This window comes from Oribacterium sp. FC2011 (assembly GCF_000701645.1).
Classification (GTDB): domain Bacteria; phylum Bacillota; class Clostridia; order Lachnospirales; family Lachnospiraceae; genus Oribacterium.
The window spans coordinates 136,054-154,580 of record NZ_JNJM01000005.1; the positions used below are offsets into that span (position 1 = coordinate 136,054).

Here is an 18,527-nt window from a genome sequence, read left to right on the forward strand (position 1 = left end):
AGAAAAGTACACAGCCCCAAAAACTATACTCCAGGTATTAATTTACTGTGCAATGATTCCTTCGATAACATATCTGTCTGAACCAACTGTCACATCGTTTCCGATCATTTTGCCATAAAATGGATTGTTGAAGCCTTTAACAAGAAATTTCATCTTATCTCCTGTTTCACAATCCGTTACATAAACAAGATTATTGTTCTTTACCATTTCTTCTGTTGACTGTGCGCTCATTATTATAAACCTCTCTGAATTTTTAATCCTGCGGGAATAAAAATATATCGTCATGGTTTTTATCCGAACCTAATGTCCCGCCATTAAGCTGATATGTCTGCCTTCTGCAAACCGTTTGACATATTATAATCCATTTTCCGCATTTTAAAAGAGCCCCAGATCAATTTCATTAAATTTTAATCAAATTTGGTTGAGTGTATACAATATTTTAATTTCAATTTTTAATATTTTGTGTAGAATGTTCCATTTTTTCAAGTATTAATCTAAAATGTTAGTAGGTTTTTCCTAGTTCAATAGTTAAATTTTTTGATATAATTTTACTCAAGGTTAATGAACACAATTTGAACATTATGTTCATTATCTCAAATACGAATTAAGGTAAAACTTAAATTCATATTGGATACTGATTCTTTTTAACAATTTTACCTGATCAAATTATTGATCTGAAAAGGAGAGTAAAATGGATTACAGTTATGACCAGATCGTCATCGATAACGCAGGCTACCCAGAGGTACGTTTCGAAGAAACTCACAGTCTCTACCAGCTTCTCGAAAACGCAGCAAGGGCTTTTAATGACAAGATGTTCCTTACCTGGGCACATGAGGATACTGTATATGAAAGAAGTTATGCAGATCTTCTGGATGCCGCAAAAAGAGTAGGTGAATGGGCATCTCAGGAGACGGAATCCCTTGGTCACGCTATGCATGCAGGCTTCTACGGACGTCTCGGTTTCAATTATCTTGCCGCACTTTTCGGTGTTAACGGTGCAGGCGGAGTTGCCACCCCGCTTGATGTTCAGCTTTCTGCTCAGGATCTTCTGAGAAATGTCAACAAGGCTGACATAGACGTGCTCTTTTATGATTTTGAGAATATCTCACAGGTATCTTATCTTAAAGAGAACAATTCCAATGTTAAGAAATTCATTTGTATCCAGAATATAATCAATCAGGACAGTGTATCTACAATTCGTAAGACTTACACCGGAAGCAGTTTTACAGACAAGTCCAGAAGTGAGGACTGCGGTATCCTCCTTTTTACTTCCGGCACCACAGGTGAGCCTAAGGGAGTAATGCTTTCCAACGCAAGCCTTATTGATAACGTATTCTGTAATGATCTTCTGGGCGATCAGTACCATGAGATCGCACTTAACGTTCTTCCCATACACCATGTATTCTGCCTTAACGGAGACGTATTCTGTCTTATGCGTTACGGTTCCTCTCTGGCAGTTTCAACTTCACTTCAAAAGCTTTTCAAAGACATCAAGCTTTTCCGTCCTACTTCCATAAGAATGGTTCCTATGATGCTGAAGCTTGTAAATAACCGTCTTCACCAGACAAAAAAGCAGCATCCTGACTGGTCCGTAGATTCTGTTCGCCAGGAGGTTCTCGGGGACAGACTTTATAAGCTTGTTGGAGGCGGCGGATTCCTGGCACCTGAGCTTATGGACTCCCTTGCCGGATTTAACATTCGTGTGGGACAGGGTTACGGCATGTCCGAGCATTCTCCTAAAATCTCAGTTCCTGTTTATGATCGTCCGGAAAAACGCGGCAGTGTCGGTATCATAGTAAGAAATTGCCAGACCCGACTTGTGGAGGGTGAACTCCAGGTTAAAGGTCCGTCTGTAATGATGGGATATTACAAGGATCCTGAGGCAACAAAGGAGGCCTTTACCGAAGACGGATGGCTGAGAACCGGTGATCTTGCACGTATCGATGAGGATAATTTCATCTACCTTACAGGTCGTAAAAAGAATCTCATCATCCTGTCAAATGGGGAGAACGTTTCTCCCGAGACCATTGAGAACCTCTTTGACGGAGACATGCTTGTAACTGATATCGTTGCCCTTGAAGAAAATGATCAGATCATCGCCGAGGTATATCCTAACTTTGAATATGCCGACAATAACGGCATCAAGGATATCAAGGCTGCCGTAAAGGAGCTTGTTACAGCACATAATCAGGAGCTTCCTACCTTCGCAAGAATTTCTGATGTTGTCATCAGAAATAAACCTTTTGAGAAGACCTCTTCAAGGAAGATCATCAGAAGCAAGGTTCAGGCAGAGCGTAAGGACGTTGTAAACCAGAAGGATGTAATCGTTAAGCCTGAGAATGAGAACCAAAAGAAGCTTATCGAGATCATTTCAGGTCTTATTGACAATGATATGATCGGTATCACTACTGACCTCTTTGCAGCCGGCATGGATTCCATGGCTTGTATTCAGCTCATTGAAGAGGTCGAGTCCCAGATGGGTAAGATCCTAAGCTACCAGGATATCCTCAACAACCATACTGTCAAGGAGCTGGATGACTTCCTTGGAGTAACCAAGGGCATGGAGGTTCATCCTTATCAGGACAAGTATCCTCTTACCGGCATGATGATGTATTTTGCTTATGTCATCCCGGGAAATACAACAGGAAATCTTCCATTCACATTTGAACTGGATCCAAACATTGACCTTGAAAGACTCCAGGCAGCTATAGTTGAAACCATCAACGCTCATCCGGGTGTAAAGGGAATGATACAGCCTGATCCCGAGACCCACTATCTTGCATTATATCGTCATGATGACTGGGAGCCTGAGGTTCCTATCATTGATGTACCGGATGAAAAGTGGCAGGAAACAGAGGACAGTCTTCTTCAGGCCTTCAAATATGACGGTACGGATAAGCTTTACCATATAGGATTATACAGAACCGAGACTCGTAAGTTTATGCTCTTTGATGTGAGCCATATTATGGGTGACGGAATAAGTATGAACATACTTCTTGAGGACGTGAACCGTGCTTATGCAGGAAAGCCAGTTGAAAAAGAGGTTTATACGGTATATGACTACATCCTGGATGACTGTCAGATGATAAAGGATGGAGGTGTCCGTAAGGGTACCGATTATTACGGTAATCTCATGAATGGTTACAAACTTCAGCGTTCACTTCTTAACAAGAAGGACAAGGAGGATCTGAACCACGCAGATAAAGGTGTTATCCGTAAGCGTTTTGACAAGACCTCAAAGAGAAAGATACAGAACTTCTGTAAGCTTAACGGTGTTTCGGAGAATGTTCTCTTCCTGACTTCCTTCAACTATACTGTAGGACTTTTCGCAGGTGAAGATGACGTAACCACCTGCAGTATCCACTCAGGACGTACTGACGGACGCTGGAGAAGACTTTGCGGATGTCTCTTTAAAACCTATTATCTCCGCTCACAGCGCATACCTCACGAAACCTCCAATACTTTCCTGAAGCGTATGGGTAAGCAGATCATGGATTCAATGCAGAGTCCTATCGCACTTAGCCGTGAGGGCGAGATGTTCTTCCAGTATCAGGGTGATATCGTATACATTCCTGAGATCGGTGGACTTCCTGCAAAGCCTGTACACCTGCAGCTTGACTCTCTTCCATTCCATATGAATGTGCATGAGGACAACATTGGCTACCGTGTGGAGCTTCGTTTCTGGAAGAACAGATTTGATGAGGATCAGCTGAGACTCTTCCTGGAATGCTACGAGTCTGTACTTAATGCTTTCATCTCTGAGCCAAGTGCCCGTAAGGTTAAATATCACCTTCCGGATGAGGCTTATCCACACTTATACAGTGTGACAGCAGGTGAGCTTAATGCCGAGGCCGGAAAGGAACTCATTAAGCTTCCAAGCTCAGACAAGGTTAAGGTTTATATTCTTGATGACCACTACTCAAAGAAGCCTTTCGGTTCATGGGGTAAGCTCTTTATAAAGGATGTTCCTCCTGTTGAAAGCAGTGAAGTCATCAATGATCCATGGCGTGAAGGAAAGCTTTATGATACAGGCATCATCGCAAGGATCATGATTGACGGACGTATTGATTTCCTTGAGAACAGCGGACGTGTTGTTCTGACTGATGGTTCAAAGGGCCGTAAGTACTATGATCTCGGCACTCTTGAACATGCTCTTGAGGAGCTTCCTACAGTAGAGAAGTGTCACTCATTCCTTGAGTTTGATCAGAATATCCGTGAGATGCGGCTTGTTATGAATGTTGAAACCGATCAGGATTCCTTCATTAATCATCTCAGAAGCTATGCAGGCACCACTGCCGGTAATGACATGATACCTGCAGTTGTAAATATCACCAGCGCATATAAGCCGGGTAAATAAACCGATAAGAGCCGGAGGGAAATCCCTCCGGCTCTTCACTTCTTTTTTTCAGCTGAGCTATTGAATCTTTTTAATCGTATCCGAGTTTTTTGGCAAAATTCTCAATTGCGCTTTTATTTTTCTTATCAGAAGATCCATAGAACAGGGTATTGTCTACCAGACAGACATGATAGTAAAGGTCATCAAATTCTGCCTTATAAACGGAATAGTTTGTTCCTGAAAAATCAGTTTCAAATTTATTCTTAGCTTCCGTATCTCCTATCTGAATACGAAGTATATCGTACTGGACTCCGGCATCTTCAGCGGTTTTAAATACGAAAAACATGTAAGATTCACTTCGGTCTTCTTTAAGTCCGTAAAGAGATGTCACTACACCCACTGTATCACTGTAGGTTTTGGTATCATCTTTCACTTCGAGTCCGATTTCTTCCACTGCAGACGTAAATTCTTTTTCCGTGACAGCCTTCTTTTCAGGCTTTATACTGCAGCCTGAAGTTGCAAGGATAACTGCTGTACTCAAAACTATAAGTATTGTTTTTAATCTCATGGTCTGCTTCTTTCCTTAACGTAATCCTGTGTTATGTGCTAATATATATCGGTATTCTGTCCGGGAATTAATTTTTAATCATAAGCCTTCAGAGCATTCTTTCCTAAATCCTTGGCATCATACAGTCTCATATCTGCAACACGATACAGATTCCACAAATTGGATATTTCTTCATTCCGGGAATCCGCCATACCTATACTTATAGTAAGACTGGCAGTCTTACCATCATGTTCTACTTTGTATTCAGAGATATGTTTCCTCACTTTATCCATACGGTCAACAAAGTCTTCATAGGATAATGCTGCCGGGTTAAGAACTACAAATTCGTCTCCGCCCATTCTGATGATATGGATGTTAGTGTCGGTAATGAAGAAACGCTTTATTTCCTGAGCCAGCCTTCTAAGTACTTCATCTCCAAAATCATGACCAAAATCGGTATTAAAATGCTTAAAATCATCTATGTCAAAAAATGCCATAGATAAGCCTGATTTCTTTTCAGCTTCATTGAAGAAGGCATCACCAAGATTGTTGTAAAAAGTTCTGTTTTTTAATCCTGTAAGTCCGTCTGTATATACCACATCATTGATAAGGTACTCTGTCTGATCCAGCATATTGCCAATGTCTTCTATATGCAGGTTTATGGTGGCTATGGTGTCTGCAATATCCTTGCCTTCTTGGATCAGCCTCATGATCAATTTATATAATTCCTCATAACTCGGGTTGTTCGGCATTTTTTGTCTTAAATCATGACGACCTGAAACGATCTTACTCAGTATGGAGGTTTCTTCCTGGACTATACTGTCTTTTTTACTTCTGATGTAATTGATCATATAATCCAGCGGATAAATTCTCTCACTGAGTGATCCTTCATCCTGTCCTGTCTCCTCATTCCTGATATATGAAAAGGTCGAGAACATTGAGTTTTCGTTTTTAGGAGAAGCTTCAATATTTTCCTGCTTCTTATCTTTATCATATACAAAAACAGCACTGATCATGGTCTGGTTACAGTGCTGGAGATCATACTGTTCACCGGCTCCCATTATTCCAAGCGACTGCCTTCCTGCCTTATTCAGGAAATTCGCATACCAGTCAAGCATATTTTCATTTTCAAAAAGCATGTATCTGTAAATACAGTCAATAGTCATTATGGTTGAAGCATTGGGAACATCCTTTTTTAAATTCTCAAAATGATCGGTTATGATCTTTTTATAATCACCAAGATCTGCTATATAAAGCATATCATTCTGGTTTATCTGTTTAAAAAGTCTAAGACCACCGTCTTTTATGCATGCTCTTACTGAAACCGGATAGGTATTCTGACCGATCACCTTACACAACGGATGGTATGGAAATGCAGACTCAATTTCATCTATGGGAAGTCCCAGATCTTCACAGTAGACTTCTGCAGCCGGACGTCCGTTCAGTTCAAGCAGGGTCTGGGTTTTCTTGTCAACCTTCGTAGCAATATAAATCCTGCTGTCATCATGAGGCATATAGATGTTCTGAGAGTAGGTGATGATCCTTCCGTAGTTGTTTTTTATCATCACATATACACAGGCATCATCAAAATATAATCCGTTGTAAAAAACATAGCTTTGATCAGTCAGCTTCTGTCCCACGGCAGTGAGTCCAAAGGCCATGATTCCATGATCCTTAATAATTGCATTTAACGTCGTAAGCAGATGATCCTCGTTACCTGTGCAGAACTCAAAGCAAACTGTATCTCCTTCGCCGGGCTTTATATCCTCAACCTGTTTCTGAATGGAAAGAACGTTTTTTATGGGATTCGCACTTATTCCATTGATGATACCAAATTGAAAATCATATTCGGGTGAGTTTTTATCAAAGATCATCAGTACTGTTCCGTTTGTATCAACTGTGCCATGACGGAACATGAAGGAATGGAAGCCTATTACATCGACTCCCGGGAAATTTGAATATATTTTATCGGCAGCCAAATGTAATTCCTCTCCCGATACAAACACGATCAGGTTGGATTCTCCATACAGACCCCTGTTTTCTGCAAGAATATCATCTAAGTTTTTATCAGCTGTGGTTTCAACATATTTCATAAATACAGACTCCATTTACCGAAATTATGCAAAATTATACACACATGTTTATTTCGACATTATTGGGAGAAATATTAGTAAAAAAAGGGACGGACAGAGCCGGAGGGCATCACTTTTAGAACGAGTCGCTTTGTCGGAAAAATCTGAAATCATGTTCTAATTATTCTTTCATCAGTGAAAATAATTCTTCTTTTCGTTTAATGAACTTGTCTACGTCTTCTATATAGGACTTTATATCTTTGCCGTTGTCGCAGCGTTCAACGCGTTTATGCGTAGGGTCTCCATCTTTGGAGGGAAGGACGAATTTGCTGGAGCAGCCGGCGCCGCAGCCGATGACGGTATGTTTTTCTTCCATCATGAGGATGTTGTACAGGCATTCTTTTCCTTCTGTTGAGTAGCCTACGTTTTCCAGGTTGCCGGCCATGTTCTTCTGTCGGTACAGGTAGTAGGGTTTCAGATTAAGGACTTCGGCGGTATAGGCAGAGGCCATCATCATGCGGGTAATCTCCGGGTACCTGAATTTTGTTTTTTCTTTTGCTACATCAGATACAGAAGTTCCTGTGTGTCTTATCAAGCTATAGTTTTCTCCTGCCTCCGCTTCTTCCTGAAGTCTTGTTTCAGCCATTATCTCATTCTCATCACCGGCACGATATATTCCGGCCCAGAAATCTCTTTCCAGCGTAAGTCTTGCGGCACGTTTTATGGCAAGGCTGTGAACTGTGAGGCTGTCTGGTTTGTTTCTGGCAACTTCGCAAAGGGTATGTGTTACCTCCGGCAGCTTTTCTCCCGGAAGTCCCAGTATGATGTCCATGTTAATGTTTTCGAAGCCTACTTCTCTCGCAAGCTCATACTTTTCTATCACTGATTCTACACTGTGTTTTCTTCCTATGAGGTCGAGAGTCTTCTGGTTGAAGGTCTGGGGATTGACGGAAATTCTGTCTACTCCTGCAGCCTTGAGTATCTGAAGCTTTTCTTTTGTTATGGAATCCGGTCTTCCGGCTTCAACTGTAAACTCCACGATGCCGGGCATACCTGTAACTGTGTTCTTCCAATCATGCTCCCGGGAGGTTACATTACTCAAAATGGAGACATTAGCAGAACCACACTCCTCATGAACCATATCCATAAGAACCTGAAGCCACTTTTCATCAAGAGCAGTGGGGGTACCTCCACCTATGTATATGGTCTGGAGGGGCCGCCTGTGTTTGCCGCACATTTCTCTGACGGTATACCTTATTTCCTTACGGAGATTATCCATATACTCCGGAAGTCTCTTTTCCCAGGCAGAAATTGTGTTGCTTAAAAAAGAACAGTAGAGACACCTTGTAGGGCAAAAGGGGATACCGATATACAGGCTCCAGCCTTCTTTGTAGGTTTTTCCGGTTACATCGTAAATCCGGTTGAGGATCCTGTGTTCTCTTAAAGCTATATCTGTCATCAGGTCAAGCTTTTCACCTTCGATGCAGTATTCTTTTGTAAGTGCGGTTTTAATGTCTCTGATTTCAGTTTCTGTCAGCTCATTTACAGAATCGCTTTCTGTTTTACGTTTCTCTATGGCAGCTTCCACCATGGGACTCACCAGTGAAACCGGTCTTATGCCTGTAAGGTCTCCCCATGGAAGGGTCTTACCTGTCATGCTCACAAGAGTTTCATAGAGCTCTGCTTTGATTACAGATTTATCGTCTTTTCTAACTCCTGTCAGGGGCATCTCTGAAGCTGCGACCTCAAAAGATAGTCTTATTTTTTCATCCTGAACGCCTTCGGGAGTTATCTCGGAAGCCATCTTTGCCTTGTTTTTTGTGGACTTTTTATTTACCTCGGCATTCTCTCCGGTGGCTTTCGCCTGCTTAAGAGCATTCTTCTCCTCTTGAGTGGTGTTGGTAAAATGAACACCCTCTTCTGTTCTAATCTCGAAATCTTCTCCGGGATAGAACTCCTGAATCAGCTCTCTTATATCCTGTTCAAAACTCTCTGCTGTTTTATCTAATATTAACCTGATCAAAACTTTTTCCTCATATAAATGTCTGTTAATCACTGTTTACATCTGATTTAAAGATGGAAGCTAAATAATATCTAAAAATTTAGTTGGTATCAAATAATCGATACCAACTGATGAATTTACTATATAATGGCATACTCCACATTGAGCACTGAGGACGCTTCTGCGGTCTGAGCGTGCAAAATATGGGAGAATCGTGAGTGCAACCTGCGCGGAGGAATGATTCGATATCTTCTTTAAACTCTGCCTTTCAATATGCAGCGGGATTGTGTCTCTTTTCTATAGCAATGCTGGTCTGAGGCCCATGTCCGGGAAAAACCGAGGTCTGGGCAGGGAGTGTCAGAAGTTTTTCTTTAATGCTTTTAAATAACTCTTCCTCAGACCCGCCCGGGAAATCTGTCCTTCCGAAGGAACCCTGAAACAGGGTGTCCCCGGCCATAAGAACCGGACAAATCTTCGGTTCCGATGCACCGTTTGGTATGTAACTGAGACCATCCTCGATATAAAAACAGCTGGAACCGGGCGTATGTCCGGGAGTTCCCAAAACCTTTATGTCTCTGTCAAGAAGCTTCAGTACATCTCCATCCTTAAAAGTGTCATACTCAGATGGAAGGAAACTTACAGGTTTATAAAACATTCTGCTCAGGTTCTTTTCCGGATCCTGCATATGACCTTCGTCCAAAGCATTTACCCTGATCCCTATGCCATAATGCTGAGCAACTTCTTTGGCCGCTGTCATATGGTCAAAATGTGCATGTGTCAGGAGAATAAGCAAAGGCTCAGCCCGAAGTTCATTATCAATGATATTTATGATATGGTCAGCATTGTCTGCCGGGTCGATAATAACGCACTTATGCGTATCTGTATCGATCAGAAAATATACATTTGTTTCCAACGGACCTGTAACAAATTTTGAAATCTTAAGCATCTTTCCTCCCGGAACTTCCTGCCAGGTCAGCTTCCAAAGTATCTATCGCCGCATTGACAGTAGTGATAGTTCTGAAACTTTATCATCCCTGGGCTCTGACGATATCCACAACGCCTCTTATCTTATAAATCTTGCTGACAAGAGCCTGAAGTTCTTCCTTATTGTGTATATCAAAGGAAACTGTTATTGTGGCCTTTTCATTCTTTCCGACTCTTGATGTAAGGGCCTTAATGTCTATACCGGAATCAGAAAGCACCTTTGAAATATCAACCAGAAGACCCATTCTGTTGGTGGTGTAGATTTCAAGTTCTGTGGCATAGGTTTCACCTGAGATATCCTTCTGCCACTCTGCCTCGATAAGGCGGGCCTTCTCGTCCTCGGGAAGGTTCATCATGTTAATGCAGTCGGTACGATGGATGGTGATGCCTCTGCCTCTGGTTACGAAACCTACGATTTCGTCTCCGGGCACAGGTGAACAGCATTTAGCGTAACGAACAGCCAGATCATGGATGCCCTTAACAACAATTCCGGATTTTGACTTGCGTATGATCTCAGGCTTCTTGGTCATGCCCTCGAGATTCTGAATGATATCCTCATCGGAAATATTTGTTTCCTCTGTTTTATTCTTCAGCTCTATAAGCTTGGCCACTACCTGTGACTCTTTGATACCGCCTCTACCGACAGAAGCCAGTACAGCCTCCCAGTCGATGTAGCTGTATCTTCTGATAACACCTTCTATATACTCAGGCTTTGTGAGTTCACTGAGATTATAACCTCTGGACTTGGCATAGTTTGACAGAAGTTCTTTACCATGGTCAATGTTTTCATCCTTCTGTTCATGCTTAAACCATTGATTGATCTTATTCTTGGCCTGGGTGGATTTACAGATCTTAAGCCAGTCTCTGCTTGGTCCGTGTGAATTCTGGGACGTAATGACTTCAACTCTGTCACCGTTCTGGAGCTTGTAGGTTACGGGCACAAGCTTTGAATTAACCTTTGCTCCCACCATCTTATTGCCGACTGCAGAATGTATCGCATAAGCAAAATCAATAGGGCAGGATCCGGCCGGAAGATTCTTTACATCACCTGACGGAGTAAAGCAGTAAACATTTTCATTGAACAGGTTAAGATCCGACTTGACCATGTTCATGAATTCCTTGGAGTCAGACTCATCCTTCTGCCATTCAAGGATCTCATGGAGCCAGTTCATCTTTACATCTTCATTCTGGGCTACGCTTTCCTTTGAACCGCCGGACTCTTTATATTTCCAGTGGGCAGCGATACCGAATTCAGCGGTACGGTGCATCTCGAAGGTTCGTATCTGGATTTCAAAGGGCACACCGTCACGGCCTATGACCGTTGTATGTAATGACTGATACATATTGGGCTTAGGCATGGCGATATAGTCCTTGAATCGTCCCGGAATAGGGGTATACATCTTATGGATAACTCCCAGTGATGCATAACAGTCCCTTACCGTATCAACAATGATGCGGATCGCAAAAAGGTCATATATCTGATCTATGGTCTTGTTCTGGTTGACCATCTTTTTATATATTGAGAAGAAATGCTTAACGCGACCGTTGATGTCCGCATCAATGCCCGCCTCTGTGATATGAGAAGAAACCTCATCAACTATGTTTTTGATTCTTTCTTCTCTGGCTTCTTTCTTGAGATTAACCTTTGCGGCGAGATCATAATAAACATCCGGTTCGAGGTATTTGAGGGACAGGTCGTCCATCTCGATCTTTATCTTGCTGATACCGAGACGCTCTGCAAGAGGTGAATATATCTCCAGGGACTCTCTGGCTTTCTCTCTTTGCTTTTCAGGAGTCTGATACTCCAGAGTACGTAAATTATGAAGACGGTCCGCAAGCTTAATGATGATGACGCGGATATCCTTTGCCATGGATACGAACATCTTACGAAGATTTTCCGCCTGCATCTCAACCTTGTCTGTATTCAGGTTCAACTGAGTCAGCTTTGTTACGCCGTCCACAAGAAGCGCTACATCCGGATTGAATTCTTTGGAAACCTCATCAAGAGTCATTCCCGTATCTTCGACAACGTCATGAAGAAGGCCTGCGACTATGGTTTCCTTATCCATCTGAAGATTAGCAAGAATTATGGCAACACAAATAGGGTGAATGATATAGGGTTCACCCGATTTACGCTTCTGGTCCTTATGCTGTTCTTTAGCAACCCTGTAGGCCTTATCCACCATACTGAAATCTCCTGATGGATGATAGGACTTGATGGTCTTTATAAGACTTTCATATAGTTCCTCAGGCGGGGTATTATCTGCCGGTCTTACCAATACTACTTCTTCAGTCATACTCTTCTCCCACAGCATGTATTCTTTTACTGCTTCATGCCGCATCAATGCTTATTTTTCAAGCACATATTCAAATAATTTTGCAAAGTTTAATTTTACTATTTGTTAAGGTTCTTGTCAAAAAATATGTTTGTTAACTGAACATATCCTTAATATTATCACCGACACTTTAGTAAATTTTAATAATTTTTGCTTCGTTTACTGCTGACTTTTATGCAAGATGTGGTAATATATGAAAGGTTGACTTTTTGTAAAATTTGGAGGAAATTTCTAATGAATATTCTATTCTTCCTTACGCCCAAATGTGACGTAGCTTTTCTCGAGGAAGATTATACTTTACGACAGGCTCTTGAGAAGATGGAGTTCCATCGTTATTCGACTATTCCTGTTCTTGCCAAGGACGGAAGTTATATCGGCACCATGACAGAGGGGGATCTTCTTTGGGAGATAAAAAACAACCTGGAGATGAATCTCGATTCTATCGAAAAGATCCAGGTTTCTGATATTCCCATGAAAACTCATTACGCTCCTGTGGATGTCAATGCTTCCATGGAAGATCTTATGGAGAGGGTTTCTAACCAGAATTTTGTTCCGGTTGTGGATGATATGAAGCATTTCATAGGCATCATACGACGGAAGGAGATCATAAATTATCTCTACGCTAATTCCAATCTTTCACATTCGGATCTAAGGGTGCTGGCATAACATCCGGACGCAGAAGCTCGAAGGCACCCAGCCGGAAACGAATCGCCTCGTCAGAAAAATCTAAAATCGGACCCCTAAGAACCACTAGGCCCTCGCCAATGTCAGATATTTTCTTTATGAAAAATCTGACTTGGCGAGGGGGCTAAGGAAAATAGAGCCAAGTGGTTCTAAGGGGTCCGATTTTGATTTTTCATGACTCAGCTCAACGTTTCCGGCTGGGTGCCTTCAAGCTTCTGCTGTTTTCTAGAATGCCTTTATATGATCATCTTCTGATTCTCCGGTATTCTCTATATTACGAATAACAACGAAATAACTTAGGCCGTTTTCGGTGGTGACTTCGCAGCGGTCGCCGACTTTGTGGCCCATGATGGCTCTTCCGATGGGGGATTCGTTGGAGATGAGGCCCAGGAGGCTGTGTCCGCGGATGGATGTGACTATGCGGTATACTTCTTCTTCGTCATCTTCTTCGAAGTAGAGGGTGACTGTGTTGTTGAGTCCTACTTCGTCTTCTTTGGAGCTGTCGTCGATTATTTTTGCAAATCGCAGTACTCTTTCGAGGTAGTTTATGCGGCCGTTGTTTTCACGATTGGCTTTTTTGGCGGCATAGTACTCGAAGTTTTCCGAGCGGTCGCCCTGGGCTGCGGCTTCTGCTATCTCTTTGGTTATCTGTGGTCTCAGGACCAGTTTACGATGATCTATCTCGTCCTGAATTTTTTTTACGTCTGACTTTGTTAATTCCTGTCCCATTTTGTTCTGTTAAAATCCTTATTTTCCTTCGTAGGTAATAAGTGTCCTTACATCATATTTTTCAAGCTTCTTGCGGCCTTCAAGTCCCGCAAGCTCCATAACAAGGGCAATGCAGGCCACCTCACCGCCAAGCTCTTCCACAAGTCTGCAGGCAGCTTCAAGGGTTCCGCCGGTAGCGATGAGGTCATCAATGATAACAACCTTTTCGCCTTTTTCTATGGAATCCTTGTGAATCTCTATTTCAGCTTCGCCGTACTCAAGCTCATACTTTGCAGATACGGTTTCTCTTGGAAGCTTTCCTTTCTTACGTACCGGAACAAAGCCTTTTTTAAATTCATAGGCAATAGGTGTTCCGAAAATAAAGCCTCGGGATTCAAGACCCAGAACTTTGTCAAACTCAACGTCCTTCAGTATATCCTTAAGTCCGTCGATGGCATCCTGAAGTCCGTCAGGATCCTGGATAAGTGATGTGATATCACGGAACATGATTCCGGGCTCCGGAAAATCGGGAATAGTCAATACATAATCTTCTAATTTTTCTCTTTTCATTTTTTAATCCTCATATGTAAGATATTTGCATTTTATCCGTTACTTTAAAAGCCGTAATCCTTTTTAGTCACAGCAAAGTCATCCTGAACGGCTTTCTGTCATGATTATATCGTCATGTTTTTTTTAATCCATAAACCCGTATCATCACTTGCAGTACTTTTCGGCATATGTCATGATGGCTGCCACGGTTTTTCCGTCTGTCATCTTACCCTCGTAGATAAGCTGCTTTAAGTCTTCAAGGTTCCAGGCCTCGATTCCAAGTTCCTCATCCTCATCCCAATGAACATTACCTTTTTCAAGGTCTCTGGCTACATATATGCCTATCTTCTCATCAAGGAAAGCAACTGTTGTATTAACATAAAGAAGAAACTCCAGATGATCTGTCTTGTATCCGGTTTCTTCCTCAAGCTCTCTCAGAGCACAGATTTCAAAAGGCTCATCCTCTTCGTCACGTTTTCCGGCAGGCAGCTCAAGAGTATATCTCTGAAGAGCATGTCTGTACTGTCTGACCATAAGTATGCGTCCGTCCTTCAGCACAGGAAGCACTGCTGCCGCTCCCATATGATGGATAAAATCCCAATGGGTCTCATGTCCTCCCACGTTTACGTAGTCATCATAAACTGTTATAACCTTTCCTTTATAGGCAAGCTTTCTCTCTATAAGCTTTACCGGTTTCTCGGCATTATCCTGATTTAGCATCCTGTCTCCTCCTGAACATCTGGTTTAAACGGAATCCCGATTATAGCACATAATCATCCCGGATTTAAACATTTATTCATATATGTTTTCTTCGTTTTTTGGAATGACCGCATCATTCAGATATCTTCTTCCTGACTATGGTTTTTCCGATACGGTGGTTCTTGATATACGCCACATCTATCTCAAGATTATCTGTCTCCAGATGGAAAGAACTGCCGTCGTCCGGAACTGTACCCATGATGCCCATGATGTATCCTCCAAAGGTGTCGGCATCTTCTGTTGGTATGTCAAGCTTCAGCGCTTCATTGACATCCTCAAGATCTGCAATTCCGAGAATTATCCATTCATTCTCACCGATAGCCTCAATAGGCTCAGGTTCCGGCAGGTCATCCTCTTCCTGAAGATCACCCACGAGAGCTTCGATAAGATCATGCATACTTACTATACCGGTCATGCCGCCATACTCATCGATGACAACCGCATAGTATTTGCGCTCTCTTTTCATGGTCTGAAAAAGATCCGAAACCTTCATGTTCTGGGAAACGAAAAATGGCTTATCAACAGCATTCTTCATTATGCTGTCACGGGACTGATCCTCAAGACGGAAATAGTCCTTGGTATCAAGAATGCCTATTACATCGTCATCATCCTCACCGCAGATAGGATAATTGGCAAATCTGTTATTATAAATGGTCTTTCGCCATACCTCATCACTGTCTTCATAATAAAGCATAGCCACATCAGTTCTGTGGGTGCAGACGTCCTCTACAGTCAGGTCATTAAACTCGAAGACATTCTGTATCATCTCATTTTCCTGGTGCTCGATGGTGCCGTTTTCCGTTCCTTCATCAAGCATCATGATAATGTCTTCTTCCGAGACCTTATCTTCGATATCTTCGGGATTGATACCCATCAGCTTCATAACGGTGTTTGTAGATACTGTAAGAAGTCCTACGAAAGGGCGGAACAGTACAGATGCAAACTGGAGCACAGGGGCCATGGATAGTGCGATCTTTTCCGTGTACGCCTGAGCAAGTCTTTTGGGCACAAGCTCACCAAATACGATATTGACATATGAAAGGATCAAAGTGATGACCACGATAACTATGGGACTGAGCACCGCTTCACTGATCGGCACTCCCATCTTTATAAGAAGTCTGGTAGCAGGGCCGGCAAAGCTGTCTGCCGCAAAAGCTGAGGACAGAAAACCTGCCAGAGTTATAGCCACCTGTATCGTAGAAAGGAATCTCGACGGATCCTCGGTCAGTTTAAGAAGTATTTTTGCGTCTTTGTTTCCTTCTTCTGCAAGCTTTTTCAGTTTTGTATCTCCAACCTGCAGAACAGCTATCTCTGCACAGGAAAAAAAGCCATTTAATATTATAAGTACAATAAGAAGAACTAGTCGTTCTATCATATAAATAAAAGTCTCCCTCCGGACCGTATATTACTTAATGTTGTATATGAACATACAGGTTTTGTCAAATGATGCATGGGTTTTTGAACGCGATTTGGGGATTTTTTGAAAAAGTTCCGCCGATGGACCATGGGGACGGAGTTAGTGGTTCATCGGCGGAAGCATTCTGTTCTGTTTTATACTGCCTTGTATTTATCGTACTGCTCCTGCAGGAATCTACAGTCCTCGTAGTAACGGTCAGGTGTGGAGTTCTCAAGAGTTCCCACGATGTAAGGTTTCCGGATGCTGACCTGACGCATAAGCTCTTCATAATTAAAGAAGCCTTCTCCGGGATGACGGAATCTCTGATCACCATCCTCAAATACTCCATCCTTAAGGTGCAGTGTGGTGATCCTGTCACCGTATAGGTCAAATGCCTTCTTTATGATGGCATTCTGTCCCTCAGGATCCTTCTCAAACTCCGGCTTTATAAGATTTACAGAATCAAGAATGACATCAAAGTTTACGGAATCGATGTCATCAAGAAATCTTCTCATCATTTCAGGGCTGTGAAGTGTATGATTAAACACTCCTTCAACTCCAACCATAACACCAAGTTTTTCCGCCGCATCTCTTATTCGCTTAAAACTGTCAAGAACTCTCTGATAGTTTTCTTCTGTATAAGTTTCCGGAACTATCTTCATATTGGGATGGGCACGGCCTGTTTCTGTGCCAACCATATCAGCTCCCATCCTTTTACTGTATTTAAGATGCTCTATAAATCTCTGCACCTCCAGCATTCTCTTTTCTTCATCGGGATGGGCAGGATTAATGTAGCAGCCCAGAATAGACACATGAATGTTTCTTTTATCAAGCTCCTCTCCGACATAATCCCCAAGTCCCGCATTATAATGCCCTACAGAGGTGTCCACCTCGGAAAAACTTTTTGACATGGCAAGCTGTATATACCTGATGCCTAAGTCCTGCACCTTATCAAGCACTTCCGTTATGGTTCCTTTGCCGCATATATCATGAACTCTCATTCCAAACTGGATCATATCAAATCTCCTTTTTATTTTTTTTCACCGTTTCATCTGACTTAAACCTGTCATTTCCACGGCTTTTATGTACAGTTTTTATTTCTTCTTCAGTATCAGTTTAGTCCTGTCGGGATTCTTTCGATATTGTCCCGGTGACTGACCCGTCATCTGTTTAAATACCTTTTCAAAATAGGTAACATTGCCAAAACCGCAAATATCCGCAATATCTGTAATGCTGTTATCGGAATCTATCAGGAGCTGCTGAGCCTTTCTGACTCTTATATATGTGATATACTCAATCACCGAAAAACCTGTGATATTGCGAAACACTCTGGTAAGGTAGGACTTACTCATATAGAACTGCTTTGCTACCTCATCAAGAGAGACATTGTCACCGGTATGCCCCTGAAGGTACATAGCGATGTCATGAACCTTCTGGTGGACGCCTGTCTTTACTACAGATTGCTGTTCGGCTGTCTCGAGTTCTTTTTCTTTCATATTACTCTGAAGATCTCTTCTTCTGCTCTTTGCAAAAATTCCCGCAAGCTCTACAGCCTGGAGATACAGGAAGGAATGAAGATCTTCCATAGATGAGGTGAGGCCGTTTCTTTCGTCTTCACAGGCTGCTTTAAAAGCATCTATAACAGATAAAACCAACTGCCATTCGATATCATTGAACTTTGCAAGACCTCCGTACAGACTTCCAAACTCATCAAAACCCTTCAATCCGAATTCTTTAAATTTTTTATCAAACACTGAGCGATCCAGCTGAAGAATAAAATTATGATGGTCCGGAGGCATATTGGGAGCTGTGGATGTTTTATGAATAAGATTATGATTTACCATCATACAAGTATGAGGAACCATACGATAAGTTTCCTGGTCAACAAACAATAGTCTCTGACCATAGATGATGAAATGCATTTCTATGGTTTCATGAAAATGCCTGTTTTTCATAACGAATTTCTGATGTCTGACTGCTTCCGTAACTCTTAAGCCAGGAATACGTTTTTCAAATACCTGTTCAAGCCTGGAATTATGTAAACTGTCGTCTGCCATATTTACCCCTTAAAAGTTTTGTGAATCCGGTTTGACCGGCACATTTTCAAGAAATCCAAGTATCGCAACAGTATCATATGTTTAGATACAAAGAAAG

At 42.1% G+C, this 18,527-nt stretch carries 14 protein-coding genes; 2 read left to right on the plus strand and 12 right to left on the minus strand.

Annotation, left to right across the window (positions count from 1 at the left end; translation table 11 throughout):
* Positions 1–42 precede the first annotated feature (42 nt).
* Positions 43–231 carry a hypothetical protein gene (locus T357_RS0105680; protein WP_031549643.1) on the minus strand — a complete coding sequence of 63 codons (189 nt, stop codon included), beginning with the start codon at positions 229–231 and terminating at the stop codon, positions 43–45.
* 460 nt (positions 232–691) lie between these two features.
* Here T357_RS0105680 and T357_RS0105685 point away from each other — a divergent pair, with 460 nt between their 5' ends.
* Positions 692–4,357, plus strand: a complete 3,666-nt coding sequence (locus T357_RS0105685) for an AMP-binding protein (protein WP_031549645.1) — start codon at positions 692–694, stop codon at positions 4,355–4,357.
* Between the two features lie 70 nt (positions 4,358–4,427).
* Here the strand turns inward: T357_RS0105685 and T357_RS0105690 are convergent, their stop codons facing one another.
* From T357_RS0105690 to T357_RS0105710, 5 genes are all read right to left on the minus strand, one after another.
* Positions 4,428–4,904, minus strand: a complete 477-nt coding sequence (locus T357_RS0105690; protein WP_031549647.1) for a hypothetical protein — start codon at positions 4,902–4,904, stop codon at positions 4,428–4,430.
* A gap of 74 nt (positions 4,905–4,978) precedes the next feature.
* Positions 4,979–6,976: a sensor domain-containing diguanylate cyclase gene (locus T357_RS0105695; RefSeq protein ID WP_031549649.1), complete on the minus strand. Its 1,998-nt coding sequence runs from the start codon at positions 6,974–6,976 to the stop codon at positions 4,979–4,981.
* Between the two features lie 160 nt (positions 6,977–7,136).
* On the minus strand, positions 7,137–8,978 hold the full coding sequence (locus tag T357_RS0105700; RefSeq protein WP_031549650.1) for a coproporphyrinogen III oxidase family protein: 1,842 nt from the start codon (positions 8,976–8,978) through the stop codon (positions 7,137–7,139).
* A 247-nt stretch (positions 8,979–9,225) separates the two neighbouring features.
* Positions 9,226–9,903 (minus strand): MBL fold metallo-hydrolase, encoded by a 678-nt coding sequence (locus T357_RS0105705; protein WP_031549652.1) that lies wholly within the window; start codon positions 9,901–9,903, stop codon positions 9,226–9,228.
* Positions 9,904–9,985: 82 nt separating this feature from the next.
* Positions 9,986–12,283, minus strand: a complete 2,298-nt coding sequence (locus T357_RS0105710; protein ID WP_442944861.1) for a RelA/SpoT family protein — start codon at positions 12,281–12,283, stop codon at positions 9,986–9,988.
* A gap of 228 nt (positions 12,284–12,511) precedes the next feature.
* Between T357_RS0105710 and T357_RS0105715 the strand changes: the two genes are divergently transcribed.
* The gene (locus T357_RS0105715; protein ID WP_031549656.1) at positions 12,512–12,943 is read left to right on the plus strand and encodes a CBS domain-containing protein; all 432 of its coding nucleotides are present in this window, start codon (positions 12,512–12,514) and stop codon (positions 12,941–12,943) included.
* 243 nt (positions 12,944–13,186) lie between these two features.
* Here T357_RS0105715 and T357_RS0105720 read toward each other — a convergent pair whose 3' ends face one another.
* From T357_RS0105720 to T357_RS20065, 6 genes are all read right to left on the minus strand, one after another.
* Positions 13,187–13,690, minus strand: a complete 504-nt coding sequence (locus tag T357_RS0105720; RefSeq protein WP_031549658.1) for a GreA/GreB family elongation factor — start codon at positions 13,688–13,690, stop codon at positions 13,187–13,189.
* Between the two features lie 18 nt (positions 13,691–13,708).
* Positions 13,709–14,239 carry an adenine phosphoribosyltransferase gene (locus T357_RS0105725; RefSeq protein WP_031549660.1) on the minus strand — a complete coding sequence of 177 codons (531 nt, stop codon included), beginning with the start codon at positions 14,237–14,239 and terminating at the stop codon, positions 13,709–13,711.
* A 144-nt stretch (positions 14,240–14,383) separates the two neighbouring features.
* The gene (locus T357_RS0105730; protein ID WP_031549662.1) at positions 14,384–14,938 is read right to left on the minus strand and encodes an NUDIX hydrolase; all 555 of its coding nucleotides are present in this window, start codon (positions 14,936–14,938) and stop codon (positions 14,384–14,386) included.
* Between the two features lie 112 nt (positions 14,939–15,050).
* The gene (locus T357_RS0105735) at positions 15,051–16,352 is read right to left on the minus strand and encodes a hemolysin family protein (protein ID WP_031549664.1); all 1,302 of its coding nucleotides are present in this window, start codon (positions 16,350–16,352) and stop codon (positions 15,051–15,053) included.
* 176 nt (positions 16,353–16,528) lie between these two features.
* Positions 16,529–17,389 carry a sugar phosphate isomerase/epimerase family protein gene (locus tag T357_RS0105740; RefSeq protein ID WP_031549665.1) on the minus strand — a complete coding sequence of 287 codons (861 nt, stop codon included), beginning with the start codon at positions 17,387–17,389 and terminating at the stop codon, positions 16,529–16,531.
* A 78-nt stretch (positions 17,390–17,467) separates the two neighbouring features.
* Positions 17,468–18,430: a helix-turn-helix transcriptional regulator gene (locus T357_RS20065; protein ID WP_031549666.1), complete on the minus strand. Its 963-nt coding sequence runs from the start codon at positions 18,428–18,430 to the stop codon at positions 17,468–17,470.
* Positions 18,431–18,527: the final 97 nt, after the last annotated feature.